The following is a 17,818-nucleotide window of genomic DNA, read 5'->3' on the forward strand; positions in this document are numbered from 1 at the left end:
TGTGGCGGCTGTGGTTGACGGGTGGTTCGACCGGTCAGAGCGCGGGTGCGCTCGGCGTGGCGGTCGATTCGACGCTCGGAGCGGTGACCGAGGACTGGGTGTCCGCGGCGTTCATCTCCGGCGGTTCCTCGATGCCGGCGACGATCTGCAGGATGTAGGTCACGTCAGCGGACGTGATCTGTCCGTCCTGGTTGACGTCACCGAGCATCTCGATCTGGTCGTCCGGAACCTCGGTCGGCAGGCCGGCGATGTAGCGCTGGACGATGACCGCGTCACCGGCGGTGATCTCGCCATCGGCGTTCACGTCGCCGAGCTGGCCGTCGAGGACCGTGACGTGGCCGTTGTCCCAGTTGGTGAGGTAGGAGTCACCGTCGGGGCCGAAGACCGCGGACTCGGAGCCGACGAGGCTGACTTCGGCCTCCTCGCCGTTATCCATGTCGACGACCTCGAACTCGATGGAGGCCATCTCGGGCGCGTCGGCGCCCTCCGCCTGCGCCTGCGTGAGGAACAGCACGCCGTTCTCGTTGTCAACCTCCATCACGGGGTCAGCCATGTCCTCGCCGGAGACGTCCTCGACTTGGAGCTTCTCTGGATCGAACTCGATCGTCGCCTCGTAGCCGGAGACGTTGCTGACGTCCGTCTGGAGCGTCACTTCGGCGTTGCTACCGGGCGAGACCGTCGTCTCGGTCACTTCGACCGTGCCGGCGGGCTCCGGCGGGTTCGCCGCGACCTCGACCATGTTCGCGAGGATGGTGTTCGCCTCTTCGGTAAACTCGTCACCGTTGACGAATAGCGTGCTACCGAGGCCGGCACCGAGGACGTCCCACCGCTCCTCGCTGACTGCGGCGCCGCTACCGGGGACGGTGTCGCCGTCGAACTGGGCGTCGGCGAGCACGGTCCCTTCGGCACCGTTGAAGTACGACACGTCGATGCCCGTGTGGATCTGGACAGTGTCGCTGTCGATGCCGTCGAAGACCGGGTGGTCGGTCGCGATGTTCGTGTACGACGACTCGTCGCCGAGGTCGTCGTCGACTTCGGCGGGCGCACCGATGGCGCTCGAGCGCGCCTCGATACCGTTGGAGTCGCTACCCCACTGGTCGAGGTAGACCGTGCCAACCCCGACGCTGGCGGTCGCGTCCGCGAACGCCTCGGCGTTCTCTTCGTCGATTTGCTGGACGACGAACGCATCGTACTCGCCGGTCGAGTCGATGGCGGTGTCGGCGTCGATGACTGTCAGCTCGTAGCTCGCCGGGAGCTGGCTGGCGGCGCGGCTCGCGACGTCAGAGCCGTACTCGCCGTCGTCATCGACGACGCCGACCTGCGTGAACTCGGCGAAGACCTCGGTCGGGCCCGTGGTGACTTCGAGACTGTCACCGGCGCCCTCGAAGGTGTGAACCACCGAGAGGTCGCCGCTGGAGCCGTCGGCCGTCTCGACGGTCACGGTCGCCATGCCGCTGTAGTCGCCGAGGTCGACCGGTTCACCGAGCGCGATCTCGTTCCCGTTCAGGTACACCGTGGCGTTCTCGGCACTGAAGCCGTCGCCGAGTTCCGCGGTGTACGTCTCGAGGTTCGCGACCTGTACCGTCGCGGAGACGTTCTGGCCGCCTTCGACGGCGCTCGCCTGGCCGGACTCGAGCGAGACGCCGAGTGCGGGACCGAGGCTGAAGTTCGCGGTGACGGTCTCGTTATCACCGACTTCGACCGTCTGGCTCGAACTCTCCGCGCCGAACGCGTCGGCGGTAACGGTGACATTGCCGGTCTCGGCGAGCACCGTGTACTCACCGTCCTCGTTCGTGGTCGCTTCGAAGCCTTGGTCGGTGGAGACGGACGCGCCCCCGATGGCCGAACCGTCTTCGTCCGTCACCGTGCCGGTAATCTCCTGTTCGAGCGCGACCATGTCGGTCGCCTCCTTGATGTCGATAATCCCGTCACCGTACCGGGTCGGGTCGGGATCCTCCGTCGGCGCCCAGGCCGTCTCCGTGAGCGCCTCCGTAGCGGTGGACTTGTCGATGTCGCCGGCCGCGGAGAGCATCAGGGCGTACGCGCCGCTGATGTGCGGGGCGGCCATCGACGTGCCGGAGAGCTCTTGGTAGCCGCCGCCGGGCTGGGCGCTTTTCACCGCGACGCCGGGCGCGGCGTAGTCGGGCACGATGTAGGTGTCCGGCCAGTCGCTCGGGGCGGCGTCGCCCCAGTCAGCCTCGGTGTCGACTTCCTCACCGCTGGAGAACGAGGCGATGCCGCCGTCCTCGTTGCTGGCGCCCGCGGCGATGCTCTCGTAGACGTTCCCCGGGCTCCCGGAGCTACCCTCGTAGCTGTTGCCCGCGGACGCGACCAGCACTTTACCAGCCGCCTCGATGTTCTGCGTCGGCTCGATCATCTCGGTGAAGTAGCCTTCCGCACCCAGGCTCATCGAGACGACGTCGACGCCGGACTCGTTGGCGGCCCACTCCATCCCGCTGGCGACCTGCGCGAAGCTCCCGCTCCCGCCCGGGATGACAAGACCGTGGTAGAGCTCCGCATCGGGCGCGACGCCGATGTACTCGCCGCTGGCGTTGCCGCCGACGACGGTCCCGGAAACGTGGGTTCCGTGGTCGCTGCTGTCGTACGGGTCCACGTTCTCGACGCCGTCCTCGGTCGCCTCGACGAAGTTATCGGGGTCGATGTTGATGTCCGGATGATCGGGATCGACGCCCGTGTCGAGCACGGCGACGCCGACGCCCTCACCCTGAGTGTCGTACTCGTCCCAGACCTCGGTCGCGTTGATCTGATCGAGGCCGTAAGTGGTGTTGTAGCTCGCGGACCGGACATCGTCGGCGCTCGCGCGCTCCTGCTGGAGGTTCTCCGGAACCGTCAGCTCGAAGTTCGCGTGTGCGCGGTCGACGCCTTTGATCTCGGTGACGCGCTCGATGTTCACCTCGTCCGTATCGACCTCGGCGAGCACCGCGTTCGCGATCCAGAACCGCTCGACGGTCTCGATTCCCTCCGTACTACCCGCGTACCGGAGGAAGTTCTGCTGGGTGGCCGCCGAGTGCTGTTTCATCGACCGGATGGCTGCTTGTCCCGTCACGCCCTGGAGGGACGCGCGGTCGATCTCGTCGAAGCGGAAAATCACTTCGACGGTACCGTCAGCCTCCTGGAGGGCCGGGTCGACGTCACCCTGTGTCCCGAACTCTACTGGAGCTCCGGGGTTCTGGATGCCGTCGCCGAACGATGCCGTATCAGTTGCCGCGTCTGTTCCCCCGCTCCCCGGTGCTACCCCGGCCGCGCCTCCAACAGGCGCGAGCAGGAGTATCACCGCGAATACCGTGGCGAATATTACGTTACGTGACATTCGGTGCGCGCGGCGGTACCACGCACCTCGAGGCCACAGCCCATCGGGGCATAGTTAGTAGACAGAATATGATCACCTTAATGACCGCATTTGGGGGGTTTCGTTCCTATGTAGCCCCATAATCTGTGGAATATGGCGGTAAAAGGATACCACAACGGATGTCTATGGAACGCGCAGCAGCTCACTTCGTTCCGAGTATTTGGTGTGAATTTTTCCGTTGCGAGAGCGCAGTCAACTGCCGCAGATCGCGCAAGTGAAAGAATACGTACACCAGTGTACGAAGTCATCCATGAATGTTATTTTCAACTTGTAAGAATGGAGAATGAGCCGATGAATAGCAGAAAATATATAGATACTGTCAATTGAAAAGTTTTAGTTGTTATACATATATTTGGAGATACGGAGGGAGCGGTGTGAACACTACACAAGTACGTACGGACGATGGCGACGAAGAGACGGCCACGCCCTGCGGCGGCGTGACCGTACTCTGCGAACGGCTCGATGAGGGCACGAGAAACCCGGACGACCTCAATCTCATCTACGACGTCCTCAGCAACTACCGTCGACGGCAGATGCTTCAACTCCTCGGAGCCGAGTCCAACAACTCGGCGACGATACCCGATCTCGCATCTACTATCGCCGCGTGGGAGATAGATGTCGACGACCCCGACGCAGTCAGCTACGACGACCGAAAGTCGGTACAGTCGACTATCTATCAGCACCACGCGCCCAAGATGGCCGACGCCGGTCTCGTCGAGTTCGACAAGCGGACCAGCCGCCTAGAACTCACCGACCGCGCGAACCGTCTCGGACTCGGCGGAGACGACGCTGACGTCGACGGCTCGGCGGGTGACGAGAGGAAGTGGATGTCTTCAGACGCGGCCGCCGTCACCGGTGTCCTAGCGGTGGCCGTCAGCGTCGCCGCGACGGCGACTGTCGCCGGTTCCCCGACCGCGTTCGTGGTCCTCGCAACCTCCATCGTGACCGGAGTGGTCACTTGGAATCGTTCCGGCCGGTAGTCGTCGTCTCGGTCGACTCGGTCAGACCGTCGACGGCGAGCCGCTGTCTTAGCCTCGGCAGTCGTCGCGCTAGAATGCGGTCGACCCGGACGATTCCGTCACTGCGGCCTGTCCGTCCGACGCTCGGCGTTCACCGCAGCGCGTCGAGGTCGAACTCGAAGGCGGCGACCGGCACCTCCAGGTCGTGTTCGACGAGCACCGCGGGGTGGAGCTCGCCGATCACGCCGACGCGCTCGCCGTCGATCTCGACGTCGGCGGCGCGGCCCTCGATGAACGACGGGTGTTCGGTCCGCGGGGTCGCCAACTCGGCGCCGAAGTCGTCACAGAGCGCCTGGAGGCGCCCCTTCGCGGCCTCGTAGGAGGCGTCGCGGCGGGCGACCGCGCCGGCGACGTGGCGGGACTCGGCGACGTTCGCCTCCTCGTCGTCGTCGCGCTCGGCGACGAAGCCGACCTCGGCGACGTCTTGCGGGTAGGCGTTGTGGGTGTTCCGCTCCAACAGCATCACGAGCGACGGAAGTGCCCACGTGCGGAGCTGGGTGTACTCCTCGCTGTACGGCTCGGTGATCTCGACGGGGTCGCCGCCGCCGAAGACGCCGGCGCTCGCGTTCGCCGTCTCCCCGTCGGCGAGCGCCGCGCCCCCGGTCCCGGGCTCGACGTTCATCCGGTCGTAGTTCTCCGTTCCGCTCGTCATGTGGAAGTTCAGGAGATCCTCGAAGCCGAGGCCGACGAGGCTCGTCCGGACCGCGTCCTCTAAGCGCGAGCGCTCATGGCGGCCCCCCACTGTCCCCACGTCGGGGTAGCGCGGCTCTAAGTTGTCGAAGCCGTACGCGCGCCCCACGTCGTCGACGAGGTCGAGCGGGTGGAGCACGTCGACGCGGTACGGCGGAATCGACACCTCGTAGGTCACGTCCTCATCGAGGGTGTAGGAGGCGTCGAGCCCGGCGCGCTCGAAGCAGTCGACGACCTCCTCGGGCTCGAACTCGACGCCGAGCAGCGTCTCGATCCGGTCGTGCGAGACGGTCTTCTCGTCGACGTCGAGGTTCGGGCGGACGAGCTCTCGGCCGTACTCGCTCGGGTGCGTGGCGCCCTCGGCGTAGTTCACCTTGACCTCCTCGATCGTCGCGCCGCGGGCAGACAGCGCGTAACAGATGATATTACACATCCGGTCGATCGTCCACTGGTCGGTGCCGGTGAGTTCGACGAGCAGCTCGCGGGAGCCGGTCGTCACCTCGGTGCGCTTCCCGTTGATAACCGGCGGGAACGAGAAGAGGCCGAGCTCGTCGTAGATCGCCGGGTAGCGGTCGAGCCCCTCGACGAGATCGGCGTAGGTCGTCCCCGTGTCGTGCTCATCAAGGACCTCGTTCGGGGTCAGCTCGTCGTTCGCGTCGAGCGGGACGAACGTGTCGCCGTCGGGGTCGACACCGCGGTAGGTGATCGACGGCTCCGCGCCCTCCTGGAGCGGTGCGCCCTTCACCATCGCGAGGTCGTGGATCCCGATCGCGCCCTTTGCGCGGCCGCGACCCATCGTCGCGTGGAGCTTCTCCTGGAGCTGGATCAGCGACTCTAAGGCCGCCTCGTCGAGGTCGAGGCCGCGGACGACGGCGCCGGTGACGTACGGGCGCTCGTCGGGCACCGACTCGTCGACTTCGATCGTCCACTCGGGGTCGTTCGTGTCGGGGACGTAGACGCCGCGGTCGTCGCCGTAGTGGTAGCGCAGCGAGCGCGCGACCCCCTCGACGGAGAGTCGGTCGAGCCGGTCGGGCGCGAACTCGAACTGGAGGAGCCCGTCGTCGGTCTCGCCCTCGAACTCTAAGCCGAGGCCGAACAGGTCCTCCTTGAACTCCTCGTCGCTCGTGTCGGTGCGGCCGGTGAGCCCGCGCAGCTCGTCGGTGTCGATGTCGACGACGGGCATCAGTAGCTCACCTCCGCGTTCCGCAGGAAGTCGATGTCGGCTAAGGTTCCGTGGAGGTCACGGATGTCCTCCGCCCCGGTGGTGAGCATCGCCAGTCGCTCCAAGGCGAGCCCCCACGCCATCACGTCGCAGTCGACGCCGAGCGGGCCGGTGACCTCCTCGCGGAAGACGCCGGAGTTGCCGATCTCGATCTCCTCGCCCGTCTCCGGGTGCTCGCCGAACAGCTCGAAGGAGGGCTCCGTGTACGGGTTGTAGTGCGGCTTGAACCGGATGTCCGTGATCCCGAACTGCCGGTAGAACTCCTCGAAGGTGCCCATCAGGTCGCGCACCGAGAGGTCCTCGGCCATCACCCACCCCTCGATCTGGAAGAACTCCAGCAGGTGCGTCGGGTCGAGCGTGTCGTTGCGGTACACCTTCTCGACCGAGAAGTAGCGCTGGGGCGGCTCCAGCTCCGCGCCCGCGATCCCCGAGAGGTAGCGCATCGACAGCGAGGTGGTGTGACCGCGGAGCGCGACCTCGCGGGCGAAGTCGGCCGACCACGGCGAGTGGTAGCCGTCGCCGTCGACCCCCCACCCGTCGCGGTGGGCGGCCTCGACGCGGGCCATCAGCTCGTCCGGAATCGACTCCATCCGGTCCACGTCGAGCGCGAACCGGTCCCAGTGGGTCCGCGCCGGGTGGTCCTGGGGCATGAACAGGCAGTCGTTGATCCAGAAGTCGGCGTCGGCGTGCGGGCCCTCCATCTCTTGGAACCCCATGCCGACCAGCACGTCCTTCACGCGGTCGGCGGTCCGACGGAGGACGTGTTTCCGGCCGCCGCGGGCCGTCTCAGCGTCGGCCTCGACGTTGTACTCGGCGAACTCGGCGTCACGCCACTCGCCGCTGGCGAGGAGTTCGGGCGTGAGCGCCCCGACCGTCTCGGTCGCCTCCACGCCGGTCATCAGCGCGTCGACGCCGTCGTCGGTGAGCCGGACCGTCCGCGTGACCGACTCGCCGACCGCCACTAACCCGCGCGAGTCGAGCTGGTCGATCGCCGCCTCGTCGACATCAAGGGCCTCCGCGTCGAGCCCCTCGCCCTCACCGCCGGCGTCAGCGAGCGCCGCGAGCGCCGTCGCCTCGGGGTCGGCGTCCGGGTCGACGTCCGGATCGACCGAGAGCTCGCCGCCGTTGACGCTCCCGAATCCCTTCCGCGCGAAGTTCGCGAGCGCGATGTCGACCTCGGGGCCGTCTAGATCGGCCCCGCCGATGACCTCGCCCATCGAGACCGGTTCGGCGTCGGCGCCCGCGTCGAGCCCGGCCCGGTAGAGCCGCGTCTCGGGGAGCCCGTCCTCGACGTAGGTCCGTCCCTCGTCGGTGAGTTCGAGCGTCTCGTCGGTCGCGGACCCGACCTCGACGAGCCCCTCGTCGGCGAGGTCGAACGCCGCGCCGGCGACCGTCTCCGGCTTCAGGTCCGTCTCGTCGGCTATCTCCGCCACCGTTCGTTCGTCCGTCGCGCTCGCGGCCTCGAGGACCGCGAGCTGTCGTTCCGGGAGTCGCATTCGAGTTGTCTCTACACGCGTGCGGCTGGTTGGTAACGGTTCCGGGACCGGGACGTCGGAAGAGAATCGTTTCTGATAAATTGAGCGATCGAATCATATACCGTATCGGTGTACGGGAGCTATGAGCAGCGCAACGACCGGATCGAACGATTCCGGCTCGGTTCCGGAGACGGCCCGCGTCTGTCACGGCGACGACGGTCCCGCTCCGAGTCTCGCCGTCGTCGAGGCGATCGCCGAACTCGTCGATGTCGACCCCGTCGACCTGTCCAAGGAGGGCGTGGTGCTGTACGAACACGTCGATCCCGACGCGCTGAACGCGCTCGTCGCGGGACGGGCCGACGCCGACGTCGACATCTCGCTCACGGTGGCGGGCTACGACGTCCGCGTCGGCCCCGACTCCGCGGTCGCTCGCCGAGCGCGGGACTGAGACGCAGCCGACGGCGCGGACCCGTTTTCCGCCGCTACTCCCCGTCTGCCGCCCGCTCGCGGAGCCGCGCGATCCGATCGCCGAGCGGCGGCTGGACCTCGAACCACGTCGACCAGTCGCCGGTCTCTGGCTCGACCCCGCGGCGCTCCGCGATGCACTCGAACGCGTCGGCGACGCGGTCCGCGCCGACCGCGTCCGCGGCGCGGGCGTCCGCCGCGTACTGGACCCGCCGGCCGGCCCAGAAGGAAGCGATCCCTACGGCGATGACGGCGGCGAAGCCGGACTCGAACGGGACGAGCGTCGTGACGACCGCCGCCAGCGTCGCCAGCACGGCGCCGACCGCGACGGCGCGGAACTCCGCGTAGTACGCCGCGACTCGCCCGGCCTCCGCCGCGAGCAGCCCGACCGCGACCTCCTCGTCGAGGTCGGTCAACACGTCCCCCGTGAGGAACAGCACCCGACGCCGGGGCGGCCCGCGGACGGCGACCTCGGCGGGACCGGTCGCCGACCCTCCCTCGTTGCTTGCGCCGTTGCCGCTCCCCGCCCCGTCGACGGACTCGATCGCGACCCGCTCGATGTCGAGTCCGCCGGGATCTGCCAGCGCCGCGATCTGCGCGCGCTCCGCATCCGTCGGCGGCCGCAAGTCCCGGTAGCGGTCGGCCGCGTACAGCGGTCCCACCGAGACCGCGAGCGCGGAGATGACGCCGACGCCGACGACGAACGCGACTCCGATCATCGCTCTCGCTGACGGGACGACCGGAGTAAAAAGGCGCGGTGTCGCGACGCGTTCCCGGTTTTCCCGTCTCGCGCATCTCACCCGTCTTGCGCATCTCACCTGTCCCGCCCTCTTCACTCCGGGACGCGCCGCGCGAGCGCCCGGACCGCCGCCGCGGCCTCGCTGTCGGGCGCGGCGCTCACGATCGGCCGCTCCGTCGCGACGGACCGACCGACTCGCGGGTCGGTCGGGACCACCTCGACGGGCGCGCCGAGCGCGTCGCCGATCGGTTCGACTGGCGGCGGCTCGGTCACGCGGTTGACCGCGCAGCCGACCAGGCCGGCGTCGAGCTCGCGGGCGAGCTCCCGGGTGCGGATCGCGTCGGCCAGCGCGAACGCCCGGGGCGAGACGACGAGGAGGCAGGCGTCCGCGACCGCCAGCGGCACGCCGGCGTCGGCGCGGCGTCCCGCGGGACAGTCGAGGACGACGGTCCCGAACTCGCGCTCGACCGCGGCGACCGCCCCCTTCAGCCGGGTCAAGTCCGCGGCGCGCGCGCCGGCCAAGGTCCGCCCGCAGGGGACGATATCGACCGGCCCCGACCGGACCGTCTCTATCGGGTCCGCCGCGCCGGCGAGCACGTCGTGGAGGTCGGGGCCGCGGCCGTCAGGCAGGTCCGCCATCCCGAGGTCCGCGTCGACGACGACCCCGTCGAGCTCGGCGGCGACGTTGTACGCGAGCGTCGTCTTCCCGACGCCGCCCTTCCCGCCCGCCACCGCGAGGATCACGCCAGCGCCTCCAGCGCCTCGGTCGGGACCTCGCTCTCCTCCGCCCGCTCGGCCAGCGCCGCGGCGCGGTCGCGGACCGCCTTCAGGCGCTCGGCGTCGGTCGCGATGCGCTCGTCGAGTCCCTCCACCGCGTCGAGGCCGCCGACCTCCTCGACGACCGCCGTCGCCGTCGCGAGGTCGGCGTCGTCGAGTCGCTCCCCCCGCTCAATCCGCGCCTCGACGGCCGCGAACCACGCGTCGATCTCGTCGGACCCCGCTGCGCTCGGCGGCGGATCGGGAGCCGCCGACCGGTCCGCGTCGCCGTCGCTCTCCTCGCCGTCGGCCGCTCTCCCGTTGACGTCGTTGCCCTCCTCGCCGTCACCGTCGTCCGTGTCACCGCCCACCTCGTTGACGGCGTCGCCAGCTTCCGCTCCGGCGACCGCACGCCGCGGGGGGCGATGCGATTCGAGGTCGCGCACCACCGCCCGCGCGAGGTCAGAGCCGTCCTCGGTCGCCGTGCGATCGTCCTCCGCGTCCGCGGGCTCGACGCTCGCGATTTCGACCGGCGGATCGACGGGGTCGGCGAGCGCTGCGAACCCGAACGCCGCACGGTCGCCCGGGTCGATCACCGCGGTCACGCCCCCGGCGTCCCACCCGGCTTCGGGGATGCCGCCGCGCCGCGGTGGAAGGACGGGGCCGTCCAGCCGGCTCTCGATCCGGACGCGCCGCGGGACCGCCCCGTCGTTGCGCACTCGGACGCCGACGAGCGACGCGTCCCCTTCGCGGTCGACGGACCAGTCGAGTTCCATGCGTCGGGTGCCGCGGAATCGCATTTAAGTGTCGGGGTCGGACCCCACGCGGACCGCCGCGGTCCGGAGCAGCGACCGCGCGCTCCGCTCGGACGCCGCGACCGCTCGGGCCGCGTCGCCGCGCAGTTCGACAGGGCTGTCGAGCGCCGCGACCCTGACCGCCGCGAGCGACGCCGCGACCGGGTCCCCGTCGTAGTCGTCCGGCGCCGCGCCGGCCGCGCTTGGATCGCCGCCCGGGACGACCCCCAGCGCGCGGCGGAACGACGGATAGACCGCCTCGGCGAGTTCGCGGCGGGCGGTCCGCAGCCGGTTTCGGAGCCGGTCGCGGAGCCGCAGCCGTCGCCGCCGCTCGTCCCGGTTCCGGGCCGCCTCGGCCCGCGCGCGCTCGAGCGCCTGCTCGGCGGCGATCGCCTCCGTCTGCGCGGCCGACAGCTCCGCGGCCGCTTCCTCCAGGTCGCCGAGCGTCTCGTCAGCCTCGGCGTCGACCGCGCGGCGCGCTCGGGCGTCGCCGCGCAGCGCCGCAACTCGTTCCTTCAACCGCTCGGTCTCTCCGGTCGTCTCGGCGACCCGCCGCCGCGCCGCCGTCAGGTCCACCGGCTCGATCTCGATCGCCGCGAGTTCCGCCTCGATCTCGTCGATCTCGGGCGCGACCGACGCGGTCCGTCCCCGCGAGCGCGCGGCCGCCGCGAGCTGTCGCCGGAGTCCCGCCTCGGTGGGGAGCCGCCCGAGCACCGCGCTCGGTTCCGGACGCTCCTCAACGCCGACGGAGCCGTCCACCTCGCTGTCATCGTCGGAATCCGGCGGGACCGACATCGCCCCGGTCACAGCTCCCGGTCGCGCATGGCGTCCGGGTCCGGATGCTCCGTCCCCGCCGCGAAGGCGGTGTACGGCGTCGACTCCGCGGACCGGTCCGCGTAGGCCGCGGCGGCCTTCCGGACCGGCTCGTCGACGGCGACGAACTCGTTGAACGGTTCGGTGCGCTCTATCTGGACGTCTCCGCCGTGTGACTCCCGCAGCCGGAGCGCGAGGAAGGCGGCGTACACCGTCTCGTCGAACAGCGCGGCGCGGCCGAACCGCCGGGCGACGACCGACTCGTGGCGACGACACAGGTTCCGGAGGCCGGTTCGGGCGGCCGCCGAATACGTCACGACCAGCAGCACGCCCGCCGGTGGTCGGTTTTGAAATTTATCCGTTCCGGACCGGAACGTTTCAGCCGCCTTCAGCGACGGCGGGTCGGTTCCGCCCTTCGTCGGCCCGCTGTCGGCGGTCGGAACCGCCCGCCGTCGGACGTTAGAACCGCTCGACGTCGAACTCGGGATCGGTGTCACCCTCCGGGTCCCCCTCGTCGAGGTCACTGGCGGCGAGGACGCGCTCGCGGGCGGCCGGTTCCGAGGGCGCGACGACGACGGTGCCGTCGACGGGGTCGTCGCCGACCGCGCGGAACACGTCACCGTCGCCGTCGAACTCGGTCGCGTACGTCCGGAGTACGGCCGCCACGCGCCGCTCGGTGGCCGCGAGGTCGGCGTCGCCGTTCTCGAACTCGCGGAGCGCGTCCTCGACGTTCCGTATCGCGGAGATGCGGTCCATCTACGTCGTTCGGAGGTGGCCCTGCTTGGGTTCGTACACCTCGCCCTTCGTCCGGAGCTTCTCGATCTCCTGTTCCGCCTTCCCCGGGTCCATCCCGATCTCGCCCGCGCGGTCGAGCACCTCGTCGACCGGCGCGCCCTCCTCGTACTCCTCCTCGATGTCGGCGATGAGCCCCTTGATGTTCTTGATGCGGTCGCGCTGGCTCTTCGAGGTGCCCGTTTCGACCACGTCCGCGTCGAACTGCCCCGTCTCGGGGTCGACGCCGATGTCTTTGAGACACGACTCGACGATGTCGGTCGCGCGGTCGGCGTCCTCGCGCTCGACGGTATCCGACAGGCGGACCCGCGCGCTCGCCTCCGAGAGCCGCACCATCGCCTCCAGCTTCCGGGCGGTGACCGGTACCGGCGCGTCCTCGTCCGCGCCCTTCGAGCGCAGGTCGACGTAGAACTCCTCGATGAGCTCCTTCGCCTCGTCGGTCATCGTCGGGAAGCAGGACCGCTTCGCGTGGGCGATGTACTTCCGCAGCAGCTCCGAGTCGATCTCCGGCGCGACCTCCTCGGTCACCTCCGCAACCTGCTCGGACGTGAACTCCGAGCTCGCCAGCTCCTCGCGCTGGGTGTTGAGCTCGCCGGCGTAGTTCGTCTTGATGATGTGTTTCGCCAGCCGGGAGTCGTGTTCCGGGTCGGGACTGTCCGTCACCGTGAAGATCAGGTCGAACCGCGAGATGAGGGCGGGCTCTAAGTCGATCTGCTCGCCGATCGGCTCGTACTGGTCGAACCGGCCGTACTTCGGGTTCGCCGCGCCGAGCAGCGAACAGCGCGCCTTGAGGGTGGCGTTGATCCCGGCCTTCGAGACCGAGATCTTCTGTTGTTCGAGCCCCTCGTGCATCGCGGAGCGGTCAGAGGAGTTGTGGACGACGAGCCCGTTCGCGACGAAGTTGTGCGTCCCCTCTACGGTCAGGTCGTACACCCGCGGTCGCTCCCCGTCGTCGATCCGCGTCAGTATCGACCGCAGATCCTCTCTGACGGCGGTCACCTCGCTCGCGACCGCCTCACGCACGTCGCCGAGCCGGTCGGTCTCGACAGCGCCCGACAGCCACCGAGATACGGTCGCCTGACTCACGTCGAGCCTCGACGCCACATCCGCCTGACTAACCCCGTAGGCGTCGAGCGCCGCCGACAGCTCCGATCGCGTTTCGCCGACCGGACCGCGGTCGAGCAGTTCGCGAGCGCGCGTTTCCGCCGTGTCGACCGGCCCACCGATGACGTCTGCGAGATGCTGTCGGAGCACCTCGCCGCGGTGTTCGGTCGACTCCGGGGGGACCGTTTCGACCGACTCGACCTGACGCCACTTCACGTCGCCGCGGACGAACTCGCGAAGGTCGTCGAAGTCGGTCTCCGCGACTCCGGTGAGGATCTCTCGCAGCCGCTCGGTCACCGTCCGACGGACCTCCTCGCTCTCGCCCCACTCGCGGGAGATCTGCTGTTGGGACAGCGTCGTCCCGTCCGCGAGTTCGGACTGCGAGACGTGGTACCGCTCCCGCAGCTCCGAGAACATCTCCCACGTCGGTTTCTCGTCGAGTCGGCGCCGGTCCTCGGTGGCCGCCTCTCGCCGTTCCTCGAACGCCACGAGTACCTGGCGGGCGCGGTGGAGCGAGACGTTCGCACCGCCGCTCTCGAAGTCGTGGTACGTGACCGCTTCGAGTCCGCACTCACGCTGATGGAGCCGGAGCGAGTCGCGACACCGCGCGAGCACGTCGCCGACCTCTGGGACTACGTCGAGGATCGTGCGACCGCCGCCTGCCGAATCGACGACGCGGTCGAGCGCCGCCGCCTTCCGCGTGGCCGTGAATCCGACGTACCGCCGGAACGCCGCGAGCGAGTCGGCGTCGGTCACCGTGAGGTAGTACACGTCGCGGCCCTCGTTCCGCTCGCGCCGCTGGAGCTGACTCGACACGCCGAACCCTAAGAGGAGGTTCCGCGTGCCTCGGAGCAGGTCTCGGCTCGCAGATGCTATCCGAACGTTGCCGGCCGACTCGTCGACGTGCCCCTCGCTGTCCGCGAGCGCGCGGATGAACGCGGCCTTCGCCGCGCGGCTCCCGGTCGAAACGGGGGTCGGGAAGCACTTCTCGTCGTACCCACCGAGGTTCATTCCCGCGTCGAGGACGGCGTCGGCGTGTTCCTTCCCCGTGACGCGGACCGTCTCGACGCCGTCGTCGCGCTTCTCGCTCGGCGGACGGGTCGGCTCCGCGTCGAACGCCGCCCGCGCCGCGCGCTCGAAGTCGTCCAAGAGCTCGTCGTCTGCGTTGGTGAACCGGACGCCGTAGACGCCCTCGTCGCGGTCGTAGTAGACGTTCCCGTCGCCGGAGAGGTATCCGAGGACGCTCGCCATCGCGGGGTCGACGCCGTCAGTGTCGATTCTCTCGCTGTCGACCGGTTCGGTTACCGGTCGGTCTCCGCCGTTCGCCGCCACCGCTCCGCCGTCCGCCGCCTTCGTCGGGATCTCGCGGGGGACGTACACCCAGTCGCCGTCGTCGAGCGCGGCCGCCTCGCGCTCGACGCGCTCGCCGTCGTCGAGGACGAAGAACGGGTGGTCGGCGGTCGCGGTCAGCGACTCGCCGGTCTCCATCGTCACCCGGGTCAACTCCGACGGCGCGTCGTACTCGTGGACCGCGGAGACGGGGCGCTCGACGAGGTTGCCGTCCCCGTCCATCGACCAGACGTCGAGGTCGACGTCGCGGACGCGGCGACCGTTCGAGAGCTCCTCGATGTCGCCGTCTTCGGCCGCTTCCCGCGCCAGTTCGTCGATGCGCTCGACGCGCCCGTCGGCGAGCGAGACCAGCGTGTCGCCCGTGACGCAGTCCATCTTGTCCAGCTCGTCGACCGCGGCGATCCCCTTGTCCGCGAGCACGAGCGCGCCGGCTTCGAGCGACCACTGCTGGCCGTCGCCGAAATCGTCGCGGACGGCCGCCGCCGTGAGGCCCGCCGCGGACGACCCCTTCCCGGACGTGTACACCGAGCGAGGTGCGATGTTTTCGACGTACGAAATCATCTGGGAGTTATGAGAGACGACGCTGTTTCCGAGATACGTGTGCGTGTCTCTGACCTCGAGATCGTAGACCCACTCGTAATCCGGATCGACCGATTCGATCGACTCGATCCGGTCCCAGTGAACGTCGTTCGTACACAGACGATCGAGTTCGGAGATGTCTTGGCTGACGGATAATGCCTCGTCGAGACGATCCAAAATCACGTCCTTTGCATCCGCGGTCTGTCCACCGTCTGGAGCGACGTCGTTCCGCTCATAGTAGCTGATCGCGGTTTGAGAGACGTCCATACCCTCCGAGAGTACCTTCTGAGAGATGTTCAGTTCCTCTCGTAGCGTCTCGACTGCCTGCCAGTCACCGTCCAGCAGCTCTCCGCGCTTCTCCCGAAGCCAGTCTAAGCGGGTTTCGAACGTGTCGACAACCGCTCTCAGACTCGCTCTACTCGGATTTCTGTCGCCGCGTTCGTAGTGTTGATACGTCGGACGCGGCAGTCCGATATCGAACTGTGACAACGCGAGCGCCTCGCGGATCTGCCGGAGATCGTCACTTAGTCCCGGAATCACATCCGTGTTTGTGTTCTCTGGAACGTCGTCGAACGCTTTCGAGGCCGTCGCTTTGCGATCGGTGACGAATCCAATTTCGTCGACGTATTTGACGAAATCCCGTCCACTGATGCGCAGTCGGTGGCTGTCGTTGTGTCGTTTCCGAAGATGGCTCTGGATCCCGAACGCGAGGAGTAACGTCTGTACTCCGGTCAGCAGTTCTCTACTCATCGAGGAAACCGTGATTTCGCGTTCTTTGGGTGAGACTGTCCCCTCGCTGTCAACGTACGCCTGTAGGAATTCCTTCTTGTTCTCCGGACTCGCCCGTTTGAGACAATCGGGGACGAGTTGATTCTCAGAGTTTTTGAGAATTGCCGGTTCGAGTTCTCTGAGGAACCGGACGAACTCCAACGAGGAACAGCGGACGATTTCGGCAGTCTCATGATCCCATTTCTCTAGACGGGACCACCGAACGCCCAACTCGCGGAAGCAGTTCTCCACGTCCGTCAGTATCTCTTCGTCGACGTTCGTAACCTCGGTAGCAGCACTCGATCCCGAGAGATAGGTGTGGCCCTCTGCGATGATATAACCGAGGAGTCGAGCCAGAGTGGGATCGACTCGGGTGGGCGGCGTGAACGAATTCGCGTTGTAGGCTTCGACCTGCTGGAACGAAACATCAAGCGAATCATCCCAATCGGCGTCGATGTTTCCGGGGACCGCAATGAGGTCTCCTTCCGCCAATTGATCTGCCCGTCGGGGAGACAATCCTCTGTTCAACTGTTTGAACAACGGGTGCGACGGTGTTACTTCTACTTCGCGCCCCGATGCCATCAAAATTCTGTGCATCCTATCCGGCGCTTCTCGTTTCCAGACTTTTGTCGCGGTCCCAGTCTCGACGGCCCCCGATTCGGTTACTGTTTGAACGCCGACATCTACCGGTTCGTATACCCCGTCGTCGACCTCTATCGGGTCTTCGAGGTTTGACTCTACTATATCCCCGAGTGCCCGTTCCGTTCCGTCAGCAAGTGTCACCTCTGTATCATATTTTTGACACTTACCCGTACCAGGGTCGCCGATCAGGAGCATGTGGAGGTCGCCGCGGATCCGCGACCCGTCGGGGAGGTGTTTGGTGACGCCGGAGAACAGCTGGAGGATCATCGCGAGCTTCTCCTCCTCGTAGCCGTAGATGGCGGGCGCGATGGAGCCGACCATCGCCTCGTAGATGTCGTCGCGCTCGGAGAGCTCGATGATGTCGCGTTTGTCCGCCTCCGTGATGTCCATGTCCTCGAACTCCTCGTCCTCGATGGCGATGGAGACGCCGTCCATGTAGAGGTCGAAGATGGCGGACTTCTCGTTGCCCTGCTCGACCTGCTCGATGTGGAGGACGCCGACGCAGGTGACGTGGTCGCCGGGGCTCACCTCGCCGGTGATGTCGTCGACGATGTCGACGTCGATCGACTGGGGCGTCTCGCCGCCGCGCAGTCCCTCCGGAGACTCCTGGATGCGGAGCTTCTGGGAGTCGACGAACTCGGACTGGTCGAAGTTGACGCGGAACGGGCCCTGCCGCTCGCAGCCCTGGCACTCGTGGGGCTCCTGGAAGCCGCCGTCGGACTGCGGGATGTACGTCATCGTGCCGCAGCGCTGGCACTCGAAGGCGGCCTCGGTCACCTTGGGGCGGACGTCCGTGGCCTTCCGGACGATGCCCTGGATTGAGACGAGCTTGCCGATGTGGTCGTCGTGGACGCGGATGCCGCGGATGTCGACGCTCTCGGGGAGGTCCTCGATGCGGACGTGCGCGCGGCCGAGGCTGACGTCGGCGGGGAGGTCGTAGAGTCGCAGCGCCTCCTCGGCGTACTCGCGCATCTGCTCCGGCTTGTTCAGGAAGTCCTCGGCGAGGTCGCGGTCGAACTGGAAGAGGTCGTCGTAGGAGACGTACAGCGAGCGCTGCTCGTTGGGGTACCGCTGCGCGAGCTGCCCGATCTCCTCCCGATAGTAGTTGCGATAGAACTGAATGAACCGCTCCGTGAGGTCCTGGGTGCCGGCCTGAGCCATTGCGACACCACTTCGTCGGCATCACGTATGAACCTCCGGTTCGGAGCGGACGTGGTCGGACGCCCGGACGCGGCATCCC

The 17,818-nt window shown here is 67.9% G+C and carries 12 protein-coding genes; 2 read left to right on the forward strand and 10 right to left on the reverse strand.

Features of this window, described 5'->3' with window-relative positions; all coding sequences use genetic code 11:
• Positions 1-34 precede the first annotated feature (34 nt).
• On the reverse strand, positions 35-3,067 hold the full coding sequence (locus J7656_RS02215; RefSeq protein WP_249191488.1) for a S8 family serine peptidase: 3,033 nt from the start codon (positions 3,065-3,067) through the stop codon (positions 35-37).
• A gap of 740 nt (positions 3,068-3,807) precedes the next feature.
• Here J7656_RS02215 and J7656_RS02220 point away from each other — a divergent pair.
• Entirely contained in the window at positions 3,808-4,350 is a 543-nt protein-coding gene (locus J7656_RS02220) for a DUF7344 domain-containing protein (RefSeq protein ID WP_026046251.1), read from the forward strand.
• Positions 4,351-4,480: 130 nt separating this feature from the next.
• Here J7656_RS02220 and pheT read toward each other — a convergent pair whose 3' ends face one another.
• Together pheT and pheS are read right to left on the reverse strand one after the other, a co-directional pair.
• Positions 4,481-6,262 carry a phenylalanine--tRNA ligase subunit beta gene (pheT, locus tag J7656_RS02225; protein WP_017343679.1) on the reverse strand — a complete coding sequence of 594 codons (1,782 nt, stop codon included), beginning with the start codon at positions 6,260-6,262 and terminating at the stop codon, positions 4,481-4,483.
• The gene (gene pheS / locus J7656_RS02230; protein WP_211553947.1) at positions 6,262-7,797 is read right to left on the reverse strand and encodes a phenylalanine--tRNA ligase subunit alpha; all 1,536 of its coding nucleotides are present in this window, start codon (positions 7,795-7,797) and stop codon (positions 6,262-6,264) included. The genes pheT and pheS overlap by 1 nt, the downstream gene beginning before the upstream one ends.
• A gap of 121 nt (positions 7,798-7,918) precedes the next feature.
• On the opposite strand from pheS, the gene J7656_RS02235 reads away from it, so the two are divergent.
• A complete protein-coding gene (locus J7656_RS02235) occupies positions 7,919-8,224 on the forward strand; it encodes a HalOD1 output domain-containing protein (RefSeq protein ID WP_017343681.1) in 306 nt (101 codons plus the stop codon).
• Positions 8,225-8,258: 34 nt separating this feature from the next.
• Here the strand turns inward: J7656_RS02235 and J7656_RS02240 are convergent, their stop codons facing one another.
• The 7 genes from J7656_RS02240 to J7656_RS02270 form a co-directional block, all read right to left on the reverse strand.
• On the reverse strand, positions 8,259-8,960 hold the full coding sequence (locus tag J7656_RS02240) for a M48 family metalloprotease (RefSeq protein ID WP_017343682.1): 702 nt from the start codon (positions 8,958-8,960) through the stop codon (positions 8,259-8,261).
• A 113-nt stretch (positions 8,961-9,073) separates the two neighbouring features.
• On the reverse strand, positions 9,074-9,724 hold the full coding sequence (locus J7656_RS02245) for a nucleotide-binding protein (protein WP_017343683.1): 651 nt from the start codon (positions 9,722-9,724) through the stop codon (positions 9,074-9,076).
• Positions 9,721-10,512 (reverse strand): DUF7857 domain-containing protein, encoded by a 792-nt coding sequence (locus J7656_RS02250; protein WP_017343684.1) that lies wholly within the window; start codon positions 10,510-10,512, stop codon positions 9,721-9,723. The genes J7656_RS02245 and J7656_RS02250 overlap by 4 nt, the downstream gene beginning before the upstream one ends.
• Positions 10,513-10,536: 24 nt before the next feature.
• Positions 10,537-11,337, reverse strand: coding sequence for a DUF7856 family protein (locus J7656_RS02255; protein WP_026046252.1), 801 nt, complete (start codon positions 11,335-11,337; stop codon positions 10,537-10,539).
• Positions 11,334-11,672 (reverse strand): DUF7855 family protein, encoded by a 339-nt coding sequence (locus tag J7656_RS02260; RefSeq protein ID WP_017343686.1) that lies wholly within the window; start codon positions 11,670-11,672, stop codon positions 11,334-11,336. The genes J7656_RS02255 and J7656_RS02260 overlap by 4 nt, the downstream gene beginning before the upstream one ends.
• A 130-nt stretch (positions 11,673-11,802) precedes the next feature.
• Positions 11,803-12,099, reverse strand: coding sequence for a DUF7854 family protein (locus J7656_RS02265; protein ID WP_017343687.1), 297 nt, complete (start codon positions 12,097-12,099; stop codon positions 11,803-11,805).
• Positions 12,100-17,739, reverse strand: a complete 5,640-nt coding sequence (locus tag J7656_RS02270; RefSeq protein ID WP_017343688.1) for an LAGLIDADG family homing endonuclease — start codon at positions 17,737-17,739, stop codon at positions 12,100-12,102.
• Positions 17,740-17,818 lie beyond the last annotated feature (79 nt).

The organism is Halorubrum ruber, from assembly GCF_018228765.1.
Classification (GTDB): domain Archaea; phylum Halobacteriota; class Halobacteria; order Halobacteriales; family Haloferacaceae; genus Halorubrum; species Halorubrum ruber.